Consider the following 18,587-nt stretch of genomic DNA (forward strand, 5'->3'; position numbering starts at 1 on the left):
ACCGGGTATGGGTTCCGTGTTGCCATAGGCCCGTATTGCGTAGCAACACTGTCACCACCGTTCGGGTCGCCGTGTCGATGACGCAGGCGCAATCTCGACGCTGGTGGACGCGCCGGGCACCTGGGTATTTCGGGTCGCCTCCGTAGGTTTGCTCGGGAGATATGACGCACCGCAGCACTTCACTCTCATCGAAACCGAGCTCCTTCGCCCGGGACAGGGCGTGCCGGCTCAGCGTGACGCCTGCATGCGTGCGAAGTCGGGTCAGCGCGCGCTCTCGACGAGCATGACGTCGGGCGTTGCTCATGAGGCGACATCACCGGACACTAGATCCATGACAGCGCTTCTGCCCCAGTCGCCGCTGCGCTTCCGCGTGGGAATCGCTTCCAGCCTGAGGTGACGAGCGATCTCCTCATACGAGTACCCCGCCTGGCTCCGCAGGCGCTTCGCGACGGCCCTCGCGTGATCGATGGACCGGGTGGTCTCGATCACGGTGTGGCTGTCGTGCATCCGAAGGGCAGCGAACGTCTTGATCACCTCCCGCAGAACTCGCTCTTGTCCGGAACCTTCAACGGTCGACTTCACCGACTTGCCCGCCTCCAGAACCTGGACGCCGAAGTGCTCGACCCACCTGTACGCGACCAGCCGGTCCAATTCGCTGGGAAAGAGGGAAGAATCGGCTACGTAGAGGGTGCGGACAGGCGCGGGTGTGGTCACGAGGTGGAGAAGGTCTGTGAGCCCGAAGTCCGGAGTGCTCGGGGTGAAGGAGAAGGCGAAGAGGTGGTCGTGCGCCGTCGCGATGTTCTGGACGTCCCTCGATCGCGTGAGGTGATCTCGTTCGTCGTCTGGTCCGTAGACGGCCATCACCTCGAACTCCTGGAGAACTTGATGTGACCTCCCGCTGGTACGGATCCGCTCGCCATCGACCGTCCGGGGGGCATCGTCGTCCCAGCACGCGTCTTGGAGGAGCCGGTGAACGACCTGCTTGTTGAAGTCCTGCTCACCCTGCACGCCATCCCACATGTAGCCCGCTTGGTTGAGGAGGTCCGCAGTCTGCGCCAGCGTCAGTTGAAACCCGACGTGCAACTTGTGTGCGAGCCGCACCACTTCGTTCTTGCTCAGGCCGCGGCCGATGTCCAACTGGCCCTGCTTGCCTCGTTGGCGAGGAAGAAGCGCCCGAAGTGCAGCGCAGGTATCCTGAACCTGGTTGCGAACACCTCGCTCGGTGTTCCGCAGCGGGTGATCAGGTTCGATGACATCACCGGCCACGGTCAGTGTCGCTCGGTGATCCCGGATCTCGTCGCGGACCATCTCCCGGGTGATCGGATCGCCCAGGTCATCCCACCTGGACACGCAGATGCTATCCACGAGATCGGCACGCAGGCAGAACAGAACCTCCTGGAGCGCTGGACGATCGCCCGCCGCTACCCTGCTGCGTGACTCCGCTTCGGTACGCCATAGCGTCCCGTCCTTCGGCGCCTTGTCTCCATGACGCACCACGCGATACCCGATTTCGGACGCCGACATGCTTCCCTCCAAGGCTCTGGCCAGCAACGGAGCGCCACTCTGTCAGCTCCCTGGGTCCCTGCAAGCGAGCAATTAGTCTGGCGATTTCGACGATGCGGACGTTCAGAACGTCGAGGTCCCGGTCGCTGATCTGGGAGCGCAGCATTCGCGCGGACTCCGTGGCCCACTCCAGATACGTCCACAGCCCCTCGAAGGCAGTGAGATACGGCCGCTGTAGGTTCATCGCGGTGGTGTGGACGACGCTGGGACCTGCCGGATGTTCTTCCGTTCGGCGCCGGGGCGAGGAGTGATAAGCATGTGCCGATCCTGTCAGCGCGGCCCCCAGGTGCGCCTTGGGTTTCCATAAGGGGTGACATAGGACTTCGACCGGCACCCGGCCCCTCCGGCTCGAAGAGCCTCCTGCCCTAGGTCGACCAAGGAAGTTTCTTGCCAACCAAGTTAGTCCGCCCAGGTCACAGACCGACAGCAGACTAACTTCGCTGTCAACGGACAACTGCTGTCCGCTGACAGCTGTGGGATCTCAGATTCTGTGTCGGAATCTCACGAGTGATATCGGATCGGAGTCGGATCCGACGCGGAGCTGAGATCCGCAGGTCGCGGCTATACCTCGTGCGTCGGCACGTCGGCGGGAGCACCGTGCTGTCGAGGACAGTCCGACCCGGGGGTGGGTATAGAAAGCGACAGTTAGCTTCCGTGGGCACGGCGGCGGAGTTGAGGAACGGCCTTGGGAATCTGTGGCAGCGGTGTCGCTCCAGTCGGCCGCCCCTTGGCGGATGTTTCGCTGGCAGAACGGGCAGAAACACTGTTCCGGCACATGCTGGTCGGCGACGCTCCGGGATCACGTGATCTACGAATCGCGTTTGGAGCTCGCCCGGCTGCTGTTCGCCGACTTCGATCCTTTGGTGCGCGGCATCGTGGCCCAACCGTTCCTGCTGAAGGTCGCGCCGATGGGGAGTGTCGTGTGGATCAGACCGACTCCGGGAGACGGCGCCGTGCGGTCGAGCGTGACCCCGGCACGAGGCAGTGATTTGTGATCGGTCTTCGGAATCGACGCACGGCTCGTACGATGTGACTTGCCACACGTAGCAGTTGAGGGGGAGTCATGTCGCAGCTCGTGCGCTTGCAGATGCCGGACGAGAAGGTCATCTGGGCAACGGTCGACGAAGGCGTCGACGGGCCGAGCGACTCGGGTCTCGGCGAGCGGATCACGGAAAAGCTCGACGGGTTCCAGGAGGCGCTCCAGACCGTCGCGTCCAATGTGCGCAATGCGGTGGCGTCGGCCCGCCCCGACGAGACCAGTGTCGAGTTCGGTCTGGAACTGGCCGTTGGTGAGGCCGGCATTGTCGCCGCAGTAGTCGGCGGCAGCGGCAAGGCGGCGTTCAAGGTGACGTTGACCTGGAACGGCCAGGGGCTGCCCGCCACACCGGCGACACCGGTCGTGCCACCGCAGCCGGCACAGCCCCCGGCCGTACCCCCGTTGCCACCGGTTCAGGACTGAGGCCGTCCGCTGTGCGTAGGCCCTCACCCCTGTCCCTTCTTCAGGAACACCTAGGCTCCTGTCGCCTGCGCGTGCAGGGGGTTTCGCAGGGGACGGGTTTCTTCGTCGCCCCGGGCCACGTCGTGACCTGCGCCCATGTGGCGGGGACGCAGCCAGGGACTCGGTTGCCCGTCTTCTGGGAGGACACGGAGTTCGAGGGAATCGTGCTGACCGCCTCGGCCCCGCCCAAGGGCAGGGAGCTGTGGCCGTTTCCGGATCTGGCTGTCGTACGGCTCCTCGACGCACCCTCGGGTCACCCGTGTGTCTGGCTCGATACCGTGCCTCCTTCGCATGACGCCGGCCTGACCGCGATCGGCTTCTCCGACGTCTATGAGCCCGGCAGCGCGGCTGAGCGCTCCGCCGCCCTCGTCCGCGGGGGCACCCAGAAACTGCAGGTCGGCGAGATGCTGGAGCTAGTGGGCGGCGAGGTCAACAAGGGGCTGTCCGGTGGCCCGGTGCTGAACCACGAGTCCGGTGGTGTCTGCGCGATCGTCAAGGCGACCAGACTGCGGAACACATCCATGGGAGGTCTGGGTACCCCCGTGAGCGCCCTGAGGCTGCTGGACCCGGACGTCTACCGCAACCTCATCCGGGCACACGACGCCTTTCACGGGCAGGACGACCGGTGGTCCCGGCTGTCCGACCGCGTCATGAGGCATGACGCGGGCGGGGCCGACGAGGGCCTCGACACGGCGCTCAACTCCACCGAAGAGCGGCAACTGCTGGCGCTCATCTCCCAGTTGCCGGAGGACCCGATGGACGAGACCCTCTCCGGTACGAGCAGCCATCTCGCCGCGTTCTTCGCCGCGGCCGTCGAAGGCGCCCTCCCGCCCGCGACGTACCCGCTGCTGGACCACCGTGACGTCTTCACCGAGCTGGCCGCCCGGATGCTGCCCGAGGACGGTGGGCTTCCCTACGAGCTGGCCTTCGCCGCCGACCTCGCCCACCGGGGCGCGACAGCGGGGCCGGCCTGGCAAGGCGCTGTCCAGCAGCTGCGCGACCGAGTGCTGATCACGGCGGGCAGGCTGGGACTCGGTGACACGATGCAGCGACGTCTGGCCGAGCGGCCCGGGCCGGAAGTCCAGCCCTCGATCATCGGCAGGATTCGACACTCCATGCGCGACCGGCGGCTGTACCACGTCATGGTGTGGCGATACCGCTCGGCGAGCGACATCCGTCCGGCCGCCCCGGAGTCGGACGCGCTTCCCCTGGACCAGGCGGTTAAGCATCTGGCGGAGCTGCTGCCCGCGCAGATCGAGATCATGGGTGGGGCCACCAGCCCCGGTCTGATCGAGTTGATCCTTCCCGTGGAGGCACTCGACGAAGGCTTCGCCGATCTCGAGCTCTGGCCGCAGTTGCCCTGGTTCTCGCTGGGCCGCAAGCAACGGGTGGTCGTCCGGCCGCTGGAGCGACACGAGGCGCCCTCGTTGCATGCGGCGTGGGCTGAGCGCTGGCAGCAACTGGACGGCAAGGCGGTCGGCGACATGGTGGTGTGCGTGTGCGGCCGAGGTGACCAGCATCAGGCCGCGCTGGACGCCTCGTTCGACAACGACCCGGCATTGGGCGCGCTCGCGCTCGCGGGTACGCCGCAGTCGCCACCGGTCTCGGACGCCTACCAGGTGGCCGTCGCGTCCGGAGTACCGATGATGATGTGGCGGCGGGGCAGCCCGGCCTGCGAGCGTGCCGACGGCGGCAGGTGCGGGGCGCCGGGCCGTCGGACCTGCCGTGGCAACGGATTCTTCACCGAGCTGTGTGCCTCCTTGGACGACGCGCGGCGGGACGACCTGCCCGAGCGGATCCGCCGGTTGCGCGTCGAAGCGGAGAAGCCCCCGAAGAGGGAGGGGCACCTCGGTGGCGACATCGTTCTGCTGTGGGACGACCCGCGGCGCCAAATCCCCCGATCGCCTTTGGCCCCGGCCCAGGAAGGACGCTCCCGATGAGCGAGTGGCGGATCTATCAAGGTGTGCGCGAGCCGCACGACGGCATCGACCGCCTGCCAGCCCCACCGCCGTGGCGGGACTTCGAACACACCGGTGAGGTGACGCCGTTCGACCGAAACGTCGAGTCCCACGGGGACCGGCGACTGCCGAACGCCGACGCGTACAAGGCCGAGGAGGACACGGTCGAGGCGGTGAACACGGCCCTCTACTTGCGCCGCCCCCTGCTGGTGACGGGCGATCCCGGCGTAGGCAAGTCCACACTGGCCTACGCGGTCGCCCGTGAACTGAAGCTGGGCACGGTGCTGCGCTGGCCGATCAACAGCAAGGCCGGACTGCGCGACGGTCTCTATCAGTACGACTCCCTGGGCCGTCTGGAGGACGCCGGAGTCACCCGCGCGGCCAGGGACGCCCCACCGGGTTCCGAGGAGGAAGAGGAGCGCGCCACGGACATCGGGCGCTACCTGCGGCTCGGGCCGCTCGGGACGGCCCTGGCGCCGTACGCGTTGCCGCGCGTCCTGCTCATCGATGAGATCGACAAGAGCGACATCGACCTGCCGAACGACCTCCTCGATGTCTTCGAGGAAGGCATGTTCGAGATCCCGGAGCTCTCCCGGGTGGCCGACAGACATCCCACGGTCCGGGTCCGCCCGGCGGACGACGGCGAACCGGTCAAGGTCGTGAGCGGCAAGGTACGCTGCCGCACCTTCCCCTTCGTCATCCTGACTAGCAACGGCGAACGCGAGTTCCCACCCGCGTTCCTTCGCCGCTGTGTCAGGCTCAATCTCCCCGCCGTCGACAGCGACGAACGGCTGCGGACGATCGTGAAGGCGCATCTCCCCACCGCAGCCGAGGACGTCGACGAAGTCATCAACCGGTTCCTCAGCCACGCTGCTTCGGGCGAGCTGGCCACGGACCAGCTTCTCAACGCCATTTACCTGGTGAGCCGTACGACAGGTGACGGTGCACCGAGCCTCGATCGGCTCAGCGAACTGGTCTTCCAGCATCTCAATACGACGGTTCCGGCGAAACCGTGATCGAGCGGCTCGGCGCGTTGCTCGCCGACCTGTGTCCGGCAGGGCAGCCGCCCATACCTCGCGAGGTCGCCGAACTCATCTGGCTGGCACGGCACTTGCCCGCTGAGAGCGGGTGGACCTCGTCGACCGCCGTGCCGACCGCGGGACGTTCGACGCCGCCCACCCTGGAAGGCGGCGCCGAAGAGGAGCCACCAGAGGCCGGTGACGACGACCGCTCCGAGTCCGGGGCCACGCGGTTGTACGTGCCCAGACGCCCCTCCCGGGATGGAGAGGAGGAGCCACAGGTCGAACAGGCGGCGCCGGTCCGCGTCACGGGACCGCCGGCGCTGCCACGCCGCCGCGAGCTGGCGCGTGCCCTGCGCCCGCTCAAACGGCGCGTTCCCTCCAGGGTCCGGACCGTCCTGGACGAGGACGCCACCGTCAGCCGGATCGCCGATCACGATCACTGGATCCCGGTCCTCGCACCCGCGGCGGACCGATGGCTCGACGTTCGAATCGTCCTGGACTCCTACGGTGAGAGCGCCGTCTTCTGGGAGCCGCTCGCTCGTGAGCTGCGCACGTTGCTGCTCCAGCTCGGCGCGTTCCGCGATGTCCGGCTGCACTGTCTGGCCCCCCGCAGCGACGGCGGCCCCGGGATCGGAACAGGAACAAGTTCGTCAACGTCGTCGCAACCGCTTCGCTCGGCGGGGTCACTCGTCGATCCGACCGGCTGCACGGTGACCCTGGTCCTCACGGACGGCGTGGCACCGGCCTGGCGCACCGGCCCGATGCTCGAGGCGCTGCGGACGTGGGCGGACCACGGCCCGACAGCCGTTCTCCAGACCCTCCCCGAGAACGTGTGGGCACGGACAGCCCTGGCACCCGAGCCTGGGCGCTTTCGCAGCACAGAGGCGGGCGGTCCCAATTCCCGTTTGCTGTATACGGGTTACGGGCTGCAGCCACCCGTGGTGGGACACCGCGTCCCGGTACCGGTGCTGGGGGTCACTCCGGAATGGCTGGGGCCGTGGGCACACGCGATCGCGCAACCGGCCGCGTTCGACGGAGCGGCCATGCTGCTGCCCGTGTCACCCAGATCTCCGCACCACCGCGTCGACGCGCCGGGGGACATCGACGTACCCGACCGGAGCATCACGTTCGAGGACTTCCAGGCCCAGGCACAGCCGGATGTCCTCCGACTCGCCGCGTATCTCGCCGCCGCCCCGCTCAATCTCGGGGTGATGCGGACTGTGCAGTCCGCGATGCTGCCAGCCAGCCCGCTGTCCGACCTGGCGGAGATCGTCTACAGCGGACTGCTGCGAAAGGTGAACGGCGACAGCCGCCCGGACGACGCGCTGAACCATGCCTACGAGTTCGTTCCGGGCGTACGGGAGCGCCTGCTGAGCACCATCCGGCGGGACGAGGCCGACGAAGTGATCGCCGCGATTTCGGCGTACGTGGACCGGAACGCTCCGACGAGCGGCGCTCGCTTCACGGCCGCCGTGCGGGACCCCGACGGAACGCTCGCCCTGCCGATCGGTGCGCGTCACTGGGCGGAGGTGCACAACCTCGTACGCCGACGACAGGGCAGGCACATGGCCCCGGCGACACCGCGCGTACGGACGCCGGTGGACGACCTGGTGCTGAAGCCCTCGGCGGAATCCGCAGGGCAGATCTCGGTCCCATCTGGCTCGGACACGGAGGGACGCCGCTTCCTCGTCACCATCGGTGTCTCGCGTCATGAGGACCCGTCGCTGGGTGACCTCCCTGGCGTGCGGCCGGGCATCGTGCGTGTGCACGACATCTTCGAGAGGCTTGGCTACGCACACGTACTGCTCGAACTGGCCGCCGATCCGAAACGCGCCGAGCTGGTGCAGGGCCTGCGTGAATGGGCTGTCGACGCCTCACTGGGTCCCGCCGACGTGGTCGTCGTGTACTTCGCCGGAATCGCCGAGCGTGTGGGCGGGCAAATGCGTTTGCTGGCCTCCGACAGCGTGCGACAGGACGCGCGCACCACCTTGATCCCCGAGGTGGCGTTCGAGGGCCTGCTCCGCAGCGGAGTCGGGCATCTACTGCTCCTCATGGACACGTGTGTCGGCGATCCGGATGTCGCCGGCGACGACGTCTTTCGGCGGCTCGTCCGTTCCTCTCGGCCCGGCGTCGAGCTGTCAGTGCTCAGCGTTTCCGTCAGTTACGAGTCGGAGGAGGGAAGCCGGTTCATCGAGGCGCTGGCTCACGCATTGTCCGTTATTCCCGTGACCGTCGGCAGTGGCCGCTTCATCGATCTGAGCGAGGTGCGGCGAAAAATGTCGGAATTCCTCGGCTCACGGTATGGCGGAGCGGGCGGGGAGGTTTTTCTCTCCACGTCGGGTGCGGCAGAGCAGCCGTTCTTCCCGAACCCGGAGCGCTACGACGTGTTCGTCTCGTACGCGCATGAGGACGGGCAATGGGCGGTCACGTTGGCCGAAGATCTTCAGCGGCGAGGGCTTGAGGTGTGGCTCGACCGCTGGGAACTGTCCCCTGGACAGGATGTGGCCGCAGGCTTGCGGGACGGGCTGGCGAAGGCCAATGCGATGGTGGCCGTGGTGAGTCCGGGGTGGCTGACTTCCGAGTGGGCCACCAGGGAGTTCGAGGCGGCCACCGCGGACGGCCGCACGCGGGTGTTCCCGGTGCTCTGGGGGGGTGTGACGAGAGTCCCCTCCTTCATCGCCGAATGGGAGTACTTCGACTTCCGTGGAGGGATGACGCCGGATGAGTACGAGGAAAGTCTTCGGCAACTAGTACGCGCGATCCGGGCGTCGCCGGCCTCCGCACGCCCGGCGGTTCCGCCCGCGGCGTTGTCCTGGCTCACCCGGCCGATGCACGACAGCGGGACCCGCGCGGGGCGGCGTGACTCCTTCACGCTGTTCGGCCATCCGACCGACTGCCACATCTACGAAGGTGACGGAACCCGCCCCATCAAAAAGGAGAACGTCCGCATCCGCTACACCCCGGAGCGCGTGACGTTCCCCGAGGAGATCGCAGGCTGGCGGCGGACGATCGAGGACGAGGAGCGGCAGAAGGAGGCGGCGGGCCGACCACACAGCTGGAACTCCCGCCGCTTCGCCGTCGACGGACTGACCGTCTCCCGCACGCACATCGGCGAGTCGCCGATCGTCACGCTCTCGCTACGGGATGCCGACTACTTCGACTTCCTGACCACGTCCCTCAACCTCGACCGCCCGCAGACGAGCGGCCTGACTCTGCGCCAGCAGTACCTGGAAAACCAGGACCCCGTCCAGGCCCCGTCGTTCATGTCCTGCAGCTTCGGGGTTCACGTGGCCGTGCGGACCCGCAGGGACGGCAAGATGTTGTTCTCGCACCGCAGCGGCAGCGTCGCGGGACCGAACCGCTCACGCTGGAACTCTTCGGCGAACGTGGGCATGGCGCTCAACGATGACCTCGGGCCAGACAGGCGGATCAGCTTGCACGCCGTGGCCCGGCGCGCCCTGCACGAGCAACTGGCGATTCAGGCGGCGGACAGCCTCGACCTCGAACTTCTCGGCTTCGGCCTGGACCTCCGGAACAACCAGTGGGCGGCCTTCTTCAGCGCGGAACTCCACGACCTTGACGAGCGGGCACTGCGCCAGCGATGGGCCCGCGGAACCGAGGACAAGTGGGTGCACGACGAATACGACTTCGTGCCTGCCGACCCCGACTCCGTGCTTTCGTTCCTGCTGAACAAGCACGTCGACACGTGGACGCCGTGTGCCCCGGCCGTGTACTACCTGGCCTTGGTCCGTGCCGCCGTACGCAGCCGCGACGGTGACCCGGCGGGACGCGTCGACGTCGGCGTCGCGGAGCAACGGGTGCTGCGGGCGGCGGGGGGGGCGGACGGCTGAGGTCAGCTGTCAGCCGGACAGTCCGACGCCGACGTCTTCTCCCACAGAGGTTCCCGTCGACGAATCCGCAGGCGAGGGTGACCATGGCTTTGTAGTGGCGGGCGACCAGCACAACCTGGCGCGCTTCCAGTTCCTCCAACGGGGTCGTGCCCTTCGGCTCGGCCCCTACGAGAGCTACGAACATCTCGGCATCGAGCGCAACCGTCGTCCCACTGACCGCGTGAGTGCCAGGGACGGGTGTCATCAAGGAGAAAGGCAGGCTTGATGTCTGGAACGGAGAGTGCGGAGGGCGAAGTAGAGCCGGGCTCATCGCTTTCTGGGACCGCGCTCGTCGTCGCGGTGACGGTCATCGCGGTGTGGCTCGGGCTTCTCGTTTGGTTGGCCGTCGATACAGACGCGAGCGAGGTCATCTGGTCACGCCTGTTGGTCGTCCTGGGATCGGTGGAGGCCGTCGCGTTCGCGGCAGTTGGTGCATTGTTCGGCGCGACGGTGCAAAGACAGCGGGTGGCGGACTTGCAGGCGAGGGCGGATGCCGCCGAGTCCCGCGCAGAGGCCAACCAGGCAGCGGCCATCAATGGCGAGAGGCTGGCAGCGGCGGTGCGGGTAACTCACGTGCCTGGAACCGATGGAGGGGCGGAACGGCTCTCGACCGATGCCCGACTCGGTGGGGATCCCGTACTTGAGTTGGCCAACCGCCTCTTCCCGGACTGAGGCGTCGTCGTGGACACCATCGGAAGGCTGGTACGCGACGGTAAGGCCGTCGCGACCGCATTCATCGTCACTGCCGACGGGCTCGCCGCCACCGCCGCACACGTTCTCTCTCCTCACGCAGGCGCCGAATGGACTTTTGAGCCCATCACTGCGCCCGGATTGTCACTTCCCGTCGACACTTCTTTGCCCTCAGACGCGGCAGCCGATGTGGCGCTCATCCAAGTCCTCGGAACCGGGGACTGGCAGCCGATGACGCTTGTGTCACGCACGACCGCCACACCGGGGGACCCGGTTCACCTGCGCGGTTTCGCCGCCTCACGCGACTACGACTCCGGTGTCGGCAGCTACGTCGGCGCAACAGCGGAAAACGGCCGTGCATGGGTGAAGGTGAGCTGCCAGCATGCTCAACCAGGCATGAGCGGCGCACCGGTGCTGCTCACCGGAACGGGCAGCGTGATCGGCGTCGTAGCGTCGCGCCTCAACTCAGAACGTTGGAACCGCGACACCGTGCTGCTCGCACCGGCTGAGGATCTCGTCGCGCTCGCTCCCGAGCGCCTCCGTCTCACCGAACCAATCCGCCAGTTCGCGAACGGGACGTTGCGGTTGTCATGGCTGCGAGGAGACGCGGCGGAACTCATCCTGGAAACAGACGACTTCAACGTGTCGCTCGGCCGTAACTCACACAATCGTCTGAACCTGCCGGACGACCGTGACAGCCGGTTCCACGGCCACCTGGCCTTGGTCGGAACGACACTGCTCTACCGGCACATGGGCTCTCGCCCCGCGTTCCTGTCCGGCGCCACGCGGCAGCTGAAGCTCGCCAAGGGTGATTCCTGCCCGGTCGGTGACAAGGACCGCCTGAGTGTCGCGAGCGGAACGATGCTGGTGGAGTTCTCTGCTCCTGACCTCTTCGACCCGAATGCGGGACCAACGCCGCAGGCCGACGAGGAGGACCCAGGAGTTGGACGCTGATCTGACAGCCGACGAACCGTACGAACCTCCCCCACCGTTAGCGGGTGCGCCCGCAGCCATCGGCGAGGTGCTGGCCGGCCGCTGGTCCGTGGCGGAGATCCGTCGCGGTGGGCAGGCGTGGGTCCTGATCGTCGACGACCTTGAGCGCGGACAACGCCGCGCGATCAAGACTCCGCTGTCCACCGCGCTCACCGGCGACGCCGAACTCGCGATGCTGTTGGGGCTCGAACCCCATCCCCACACCGTCACTACGCTTGACGTTCTCGAGTTGCGCGGGCAGTTGGGCATTGTCTTCGAGTACGCCCCCTCAACCCTGACCGACCTGATACGAAGGCAGCACGGAGTCCATCTCGCCGAAATCCTCCAGCAGGTGTGCGACGGCATGTCGCACCTGTCCAAGAGGGGCACCGAGGTCGCCCACCTCGATCTCAAGCCGTCGAACGTACTCGTCGACGACACTGGTCGCGCCAAGGTCGCCGACTTTGGCTTGGCTCAGCAGGTCCGCATCCAGGGTGGGCGCTTCTCGGCCGCACGGGGTGGAACCTGGGCCTACGCCGCGCCCGAGGTGCTCCGGCAGGAGCCGTGCGACTTGCGGGCCGACGTGTTCTCCTTCGGAGTGCTTCTCTACGAAGCGTGCACGGGGAAGCTCCCCTACCCCTTTCCCCTCGCGGCGGACCCAAATACTCAGCGCGCGCAGCTGCTCGACTACTACGCGTCTTCAGGCCCGCGCCGCCGAACCGAGCAGTTGCACTCGTGGGGTCAGTCCACGATGACGGAAGTTCCGCTTCCCCCACCCGGCAAAGACATCAGCATCTGTCTATCAAATTGCCTGCAGGAATACAGGGAGAGGCGCCCAGAGTCATTCTGGAATCTCGCCGTCATGCTCGCCAGAAGCTTCCGGAGGCCGCCTGTAGATGCCACAACCGTTCCACTGCCAGCAATGGACCAGCAGCAAAGGGACCTCGCGCTGGCGCAGGTATTGATCCGGCTCGGCCAGTTCACGGAGGCCGTGAACCGGCTGAACCGCTTGCTGGCGACGCCACTGCCCCCCGAGCTCGTCGCGAGCGTCCGGGACATGGCCCAGCAAGCGTTGACTGGCGCCGGACGCCATGCCGAAGCCGCTGCACTCATGGATTGGCGATGATCCTCATGCGACGATTCGAGCCCCCACAACAGTGGAACCACATTCCGGCACTGCGGCAAAGGGTAGCCGACCTTCTGGAGGCTGGTCGGCGCCGCACGGCTCTGGACGAGGTGCTGCGACATCTGCGCCACGACCCCGAAAGCACTGACGGCCTGTTTGTGGCTATTGGGGTCCTGAGGCAGGGGCGCACGGAACATCTTGAATCCGACGAACCGCAGACCGACGTCCAAAAATTGAGCGCGCTGGTGGCGCCGGTCGCAACGGAATGCTCGGCCTGCCGTCTCCTCTGGTACTCGAGTCACACATTCCTGATGGCCGACGATGGTTTTAGCCAGCTCACCATACGCAATCCCGTGGGCCTGCAATGCCAGAAATGCCGGTACACCCTGTGCAAGAAATGCCTGAGCGGAGGGTCGCGGTCGTACACGGCGCGTGATGACACACTTGAGTTCCCTGTCGACCACCCTTGCCCGAGCCCTCTATGCACGGGGAAGCTGACCACACCGGTACTCCCCACCGGGCGACATGACGTGACGCCGATGGATCCCGAGGAAATCGAAGGGGTCATCGTCGCGCGGGACGGCTTCATCCTTCCGACAATGGACGAAGCTCTCGTGCCCGTGACCAAGCATCTCCCCCTCATCGCCGATGACGCGCCCCTCATCCACATTCGCCGAAGCATTCCGGGGATGATGGGTGATGAATCAACCCGCAATGAACTCGCACAGTCCCTCGTCCGCGAGTTGGAGCATGAGGGGGCGATAGCCGCTGGCGCCTGGGGGCGCTCAAAGCGCATGTTCGTTCTGGCGGGCGACGCGAACGACACCAACTACCTGATCACTGTCGTGCGGAAGAAGACGCGCGCACAGACCAGGCCAGAACCTGCGCAGGAAGCCCTGCCCCAGCCGCACGCGGCTCCCGGGCTGCAGGCCGGGAGCCGCGTGGAAGAGAGGGACACCTACGAGCCGCCCACACCGGAAGCAGTGATGTTCGCCGGCGAGCGTGGGCTCGGGGAGCGGGAGCGGCAGCGGGCGTTTCGACGGCATCAGATCGAAGAGAAGGACACCTACGAGCCGCCCACGCCGGAGACCGCGATGCTCGCCGCCGAGCGTGGGCTTGGGGAGTGGCGGCGGACGTTTCGGCGGGCTCAGACCTGGGTGGACAAGAAGCACAATGAGTCGCGGCTATACGTGTATGACGATGGTGTGGTCGTACGGACGGCGCGGATGTCCCGCGGGAAGGACCTCTTCGAGGCCGCATACGACTGGGGGACCCTACGGGTCCTGCGGTATCTCAACCCCTCCCGAGGGGAAGCCCGGTATACCCTGCTCGACCCGGGTGGCGTCGCGCTGAACGTCGGCCGCGGGATTCGGATCTTCCTCAAGGAGGACAGGCAGGCGCTCGGGATCACCTCGGTGGTCGAGGGCACGGCGTTTGCCTGGCCCACGTTGTGGGGGGATCACATCGAGGAGTGCGTTACGCGGGTGCAGTTGCCCAGCGTGCTTGCGCGGATCGAGCGCGGTGAGACGGTGGACTTCGGGCCGTACAAGGTCGACCGACAGGGGGTGGCGGGCCGGAAGGACGCGGCTGCCTGGTCGGAGATCGCTGATGTCTCCGGCGACAACGGTACGTTGAGGTTCAAAGCAAAGCGCAGGGGAACATACGTTGACCGCGCGAAGCTGCAGAACATCGCCAATGTGAATCTGTTCCTCAGCGTGTGCACCGCTTCAATGGCCAGGGCTGAGGGGGAGCGTACGTGATGGATCAGCAGGACTCGTGGCCGCCCCAGGCCGGGGCCCAGTCAGCTGCGGAACCTCGCGATCAGTACCCTTCTCGCGAGGAAATGCCACGGACTTGAGACTGATCATGGGTGACAAGGCCGTGAGACAGCCAAGAACGCCCAGGTCACGCAAGATCGACATGTCACGAGCGGCGAGACCCTACACAGCCAACCCAGTCCGGTCCAAGTCCCCGACCTGCGCGGACTGGATTGGCTGTCAAAGCGTGACTCGTTGAAGCGTGGCGGCTCGGCCCATCTGAGCTCGGAAGACTCGGTTGGATGGCAAGGCAAGGGCCAACACCGACTGGGTTCGATGACTGTGGGCTCTCTTTGCGCTCGGCAGGCAACAAGCCGTGACCTGCCGATCCCTGCTCTGTCTCACACCGATGGCCACGCTTCCTTCTCCGGAGCGTGGCCATCTCTTAGGTCGGTTCTGACGCGAAACCATGCCGGGCGTCCCGTGCGTCTTGCGAGAACCGTGGGCGAGCGGTCGTGGGTACGCTTACGGACGGCGGGACCGGACTTGGGGTGCTGTGCTGGCGGGCGAGCAGGTGGCGGAGATGCGACCCGGTGGATCTAATCGGCTGCGAAGGCTTGGGCAGGCCACGACCAGGAAGAGCGTTCGTGCGTGGCCGTGACGCTGTTTCTGGCCGAGGTGGAAGAAGGGGACGCTGCGGCCAGGTGCCGCTGCGCGCTGCGAGGCGCGGATCGGTTCGCGGATACGGCGCCCGGGCGGCGTCCCCATGCGCGACTCGGGAAAGGACGGATGCGGGGGTGGCCAGGTTGGGAAACTCCATTGCTGTGGCGGCTGGTGTTCCGCCCATCCATTTCGGAGTGCACGAAATCCGGACCGGCAGCCCGGATGGCGCACGAGCGGACTTCGAGAAGATGCTTGCGCAGCTCGCCAGTGCGACCAATCCAAATGTCCGGATGATCGCTGCCAATCCGGGTGACTGGGGAATCGACGCTTTCGCCGGTGACCTCGGAGGCGCCATCACGGTGTGGCAGTCCAAGTACTTTATGCCGATCACCACAACCAACCAATCGCAGCAGATCCGCGAGTCGCTCGCCAACGGGCTGAAGGCCGCGGCTGCCAACGGTCACACCATCGAGCGATGGATCCTGTGCATCCCGTCTAGCATGGACGGGCCGGCAACCCACTGGTGGGACGGCTGGAAGAAGCGTCAGGAAAAAACTCACGGCATAGTCATCGAGCTTTGGGACGAGACCAAGCTGGTGAAAAGGCTGCAGAGTCCCGAAGGCGACCAGGTACGTCGTGCCTACTACGAACCATTCACAGCACCTGCCGCACCTGCCAACGTGTCGGAGGCGTTCCGGCAGGGCGGCCCCGTGCCGTCCGGTAGAACGGTGACGCTTCTACCCCCGACATCAGGTCTGTCGGAGGAAGAATTTCCGGGACTGCAGCGGAAGGTCGTGGGTCCTCACGCTGGGCAGTCGGCAGCCGAGAACCAGTCGGGTCCGGGAACGCTGATCGGCCAGTGGACGCCGTACGACTTGGAGGTGCATCCCGCTGGCCCCATCGTGTCAAGTTCCCGTTCCGGTCCGCAGCGGCGGATGCTGCCCGGCTACGTCCGGCGGGAGCACGATGAGATCATCGCGGAAGCGGTCGAGGCGGCCGCTGAGGGACAGAGCCGGATGGTGGTGCTAGTCGGTTCGTCATCGACGGGCAAGACGAGAGCGTGCTGGGAGGCTGTCCAGCCTCTTGCGGAAGCGGGTTGGCGGTTGTGGCACCCCTTCGATCCCACTCGCGCCGACGCCGCGCTCGCAGACCTTCAACAGGTGCGGCCCCGCACTGTTGTGTGGCTGAACGAGGCTCAGCACTACCTAGGAGACGCGAGGGTGGGCGAGCAGATCGCCGCCGCGGTCCACGCCCTCCTCACCGATTCTGAGCGACGGCCTGCCCTTGTGCTCGGCACGCTCTGGCCCGAATACGCACGGCAGTACGCCGCCCTTCCGACACCCGGCAGCGGAGATCCGCACAGCCGTGTGCGGGAGCTGCTGGCTGGACGAACGCTGACCGTGCCCGAGATTTTCAACGCCCCGGCGCTGACGGCTGCCGCTCAACTCGCGGTGAACGGAGACCAACTGCTGGCGGAGGCCCTCACCCGGACCGCCAACAGCGGACGGGTCACACAGGACCTCGCTGGCGCCCCCGAACTCCTGCGCGCCTATGAGCACGGCAGCCCAGCTGCCCGGGCCTTGCTTGAAGCCGCGATGGATGCCCGCCGCCTCGGTGTTGGCCTCCATCTGCCCCTCACCTTCCTTGCCGAAGCGGCACTCGACTACCTCGATGACAGTGACCTCCAGGGCCTCGGAGATGACTGGGCGGAAGCCGCGTTCGCCGAACTCGCCCGCACTGTTCATGGGAAACAGGCAGCCCTGCGACGTGTACAGAGCCGTCTTCTGCGCAACGCGCCGACAGCAGGGCTGAAGTACGCCGGTCCGGCGGTTCCTGTGTGCCGGCTCGCCGATTATCTAGAACAACATGGCCGTACTACCCGCCGACGCCTGTGCCCGCCCGCCTCGTTCTGGCAGGCTGCCTGCACCTACCTCACTGTCCCCGACGACCTCAGCGTGCTTTCCCAGGAGGCCGAGGTCCGCTTCCGTCTCTCGTGGGCAGACCGCCTCCGCCACCGCGCGGCCGACTCTGGCAGCGCCACCGCAATCCTGGAGCTGGCCCTGCTCCGGGATAACTCCGACGATCCCGCAGGCGCTGAAGAACTCATCCGTCAAGCAGCCGCTCTGGGGAACCTTTTCGCACTTGAGGAACTGGCCCGCAGGAGGGCGCGAGCTGGAGATTACGTGGAAACCGAATCCATCGCCCTCCACATAGCGAACCAGGGAAACACGCGCACTCTCATCGAGCTGGGCCAGAAGCGCGAAAGAGATGGTGACTATGCAGGGGCTGAGCGCAATTACAGGCAGGCTGCCAATACCGGAGACGCTGAAGCCCTGGTGAAGCTGGCATGGATGAGGCGGAAGGCAGGAGATAAGTCGGGTGCCGAGACGCTGTACCGGCAGGCGGCCGAAGCGGGTGATCCTTTCGCCTTGCGTAATTTGGCCTGGATGCTGCAGGAGGCAGGCGACCATGCGGGGGCTGAAGAAGTAGCTCTCCAAGCAGCAGATCAAGGGAACACCTTCGCCTTCCGGGGCCTGGCCCAGAATTACGAAAGGGGCGGAGACTATGCGAGGGCCGAACGTTTCTATAAACAGGCCGCCGACGCTGGAGACGCCGAAGCTTTAAGGGACCTTGTTGTGATGTGGGCGCGATCTGGAGGGCAATCCATTACAGATGAAGTCGCCCGCCAAGCAGTCGATAGCGCAAGTGCTCGTGCCGTTCGTGAATTGGTGGAGATGCGGGAACAAGCTGGGGACCGGGCAGGCGCCGAGAGACTCGCTCACCGAGCAGCCAACAGCGGGAAGCCCGAGGTTCTCCTGGCGCTGAGCCTGATGCGGGCGAAGGCAGAAGACCATACCAGCGCCCAGAAACTCGCCCGCCAAGCAGTCGAGTTCGGAGACACTCGGGCCCTTCGTGAACTAGCGCAGATGCGGGAACAAGCCGGAGACTGGGCAGAGGCCGAGCGACTCGCCCACCGAGCAGCCGACAGCGGAGATGCATTCGTGCTTCGACGTTTGGCCGAGCTGCGACTGAAGGCTGGAGACCGCGCTAGCGCCGAGCACCTGGCGCAGCAAGCTGCCAACGTCGGCATCCGCTCCTCCTGGGGGGCGTTTTCCGTGCTTGTGCACGCCGAATCCAGGCATCTCCTCCGCACGATGTGGCCGTACGGCCTGGACCCTGATGGCGCGCCGACATCAGAAAAACGGGGCCTTACCCCCTAACACGAAACCCAGCCCTTTCCAATCTGACGGCGGAACCGTCGAGGTGAGCTGCTGTACGTTGCAAAGAGGCTGCTGGTAGGCGGGTGCACTATCGGCACAGCCTCGTCCGCCCCAGCCAATACGGCCATACAACACCCCTAGCGTGCTCAGCCCACACGACTGGATTCTCACGCTCGCAGAGGCCGAAGAGGCTGGCTTCGCTGTCAAACGCCTCGATTGGATGACGA

At 66.3% G+C, this 18,587-nt stretch carries 11 protein-coding genes; 10 read left to right on the plus strand and 1 reads right to left on the minus strand.

Annotation, left to right across the window (positions count from 1 at the left end; all coding sequences use genetic code 11):
- Nucleotides 1–300: 300 nt before the first annotated feature.
- Nucleotides 301–1,524, minus strand: coding sequence for a hypothetical protein (locus tag AQJ27_RS44025; RefSeq protein WP_159064556.1), 1,224 nt, complete (start codon nucleotides 1,522–1,524; stop codon nucleotides 301–303).
- A gap of 842 nt (nucleotides 1,525–2,366) precedes the next feature.
- On the opposite strand from AQJ27_RS44025, the gene AQJ27_RS60600 reads away from it, so the two are divergent.
- The 10 genes from AQJ27_RS60600 (at nucleotide 2,367) to AQJ27_RS58100 (ending at nucleotide 18,360) form a co-directional block, all read left to right on the plus strand.
- A complete protein-coding gene (locus AQJ27_RS60600) occupies nucleotides 2,367–2,558 on the plus strand; it encodes a hypothetical protein (protein ID WP_341866155.1) in 192 nt (63 codons plus the stop codon).
- 68 nt (nucleotides 2,559–2,626) lie between these two features.
- Entirely contained in the window at nucleotides 2,627–3,022 is a 396-nt protein-coding gene (locus tag AQJ27_RS44040; RefSeq protein WP_067382392.1) for a CU044_2847 family protein, read from the plus strand.
- Between the two features lie 71 nt (nucleotides 3,023–3,093).
- On the plus strand, nucleotides 3,094–5,001 hold the full coding sequence (locus AQJ27_RS44045; RefSeq protein ID WP_159064557.1) for a VMAP-C domain-containing protein: 1,908 nt from the start codon (nucleotides 3,094–3,096) through the stop codon (nucleotides 4,999–5,001).
- Nucleotides 4,998–6,035, plus strand: coding sequence for an AAA family ATPase (locus tag AQJ27_RS44050; protein WP_067382398.1), 1,038 nt, complete (start codon nucleotides 4,998–5,000; stop codon nucleotides 6,033–6,035). The genes AQJ27_RS44045 and AQJ27_RS44050 overlap by 4 nt, the downstream gene beginning before the upstream one ends.
- The gene (locus AQJ27_RS60320) at nucleotides 6,032–9,892 is read left to right on the plus strand and encodes an SAV_2336 N-terminal domain-related protein (RefSeq protein ID WP_079065729.1); all 3,861 of its coding nucleotides are present in this window, start codon (nucleotides 6,032–6,034) and stop codon (nucleotides 9,890–9,892) included. Before AQJ27_RS44050 ends, AQJ27_RS60320 begins: the two co-directional genes overlap by 4 nt.
- Nucleotides 9,893–10,156: 264 nt before the next feature.
- Nucleotides 10,157–10,603 carry a hypothetical protein gene (locus tag AQJ27_RS44060; protein WP_067382401.1) on the plus strand — a complete coding sequence of 149 codons (447 nt, stop codon included), beginning with the start codon at nucleotides 10,157–10,159 and terminating at the stop codon, nucleotides 10,601–10,603.
- Between the two features lie 9 nt (nucleotides 10,604–10,612).
- Complete coding sequence (locus AQJ27_RS44065) at nucleotides 10,613–11,575, plus strand: S1 family peptidase (RefSeq protein ID WP_067382404.1); 963 nt, start codon at nucleotides 10,613–10,615, stop codon at nucleotides 11,573–11,575.
- Nucleotides 11,565–12,719 carry a serine/threonine-protein kinase gene (locus AQJ27_RS44070; RefSeq protein WP_159064558.1) on the plus strand — a complete coding sequence of 385 codons (1,155 nt, stop codon included), beginning with the start codon at nucleotides 11,565–11,567 and terminating at the stop codon, nucleotides 12,717–12,719. The genes AQJ27_RS44065 and AQJ27_RS44070 overlap by 11 nt, the downstream gene beginning before the upstream one ends.
- Nucleotides 12,716–14,479, plus strand: a complete 1,764-nt coding sequence (locus AQJ27_RS44075) for a DUF6585 family protein (protein ID WP_159064559.1) — start codon at nucleotides 12,716–12,718, stop codon at nucleotides 14,477–14,479. The genes AQJ27_RS44070 and AQJ27_RS44075 overlap by 4 nt, the downstream gene beginning before the upstream one ends.
- A 794-nt stretch (nucleotides 14,480–15,273) precedes the next feature.
- The gene (locus tag AQJ27_RS58100; RefSeq protein ID WP_201264461.1) at nucleotides 15,274–18,360 is read left to right on the plus strand and encodes a tetratricopeptide repeat protein; all 3,087 of its coding nucleotides are present in this window, start codon (nucleotides 15,274–15,276) and stop codon (nucleotides 18,358–18,360) included.
- Nucleotides 18,361–18,587 lie beyond the last annotated feature (227 nt).

It is taken from the genome of Streptomyces olivochromogenes (assembly GCF_001514115.1).
GTDB lineage: Bacteria > Actinomycetota > Actinomycetes > Streptomycetales > Streptomycetaceae > Streptomyces > Streptomyces olivochromogenes.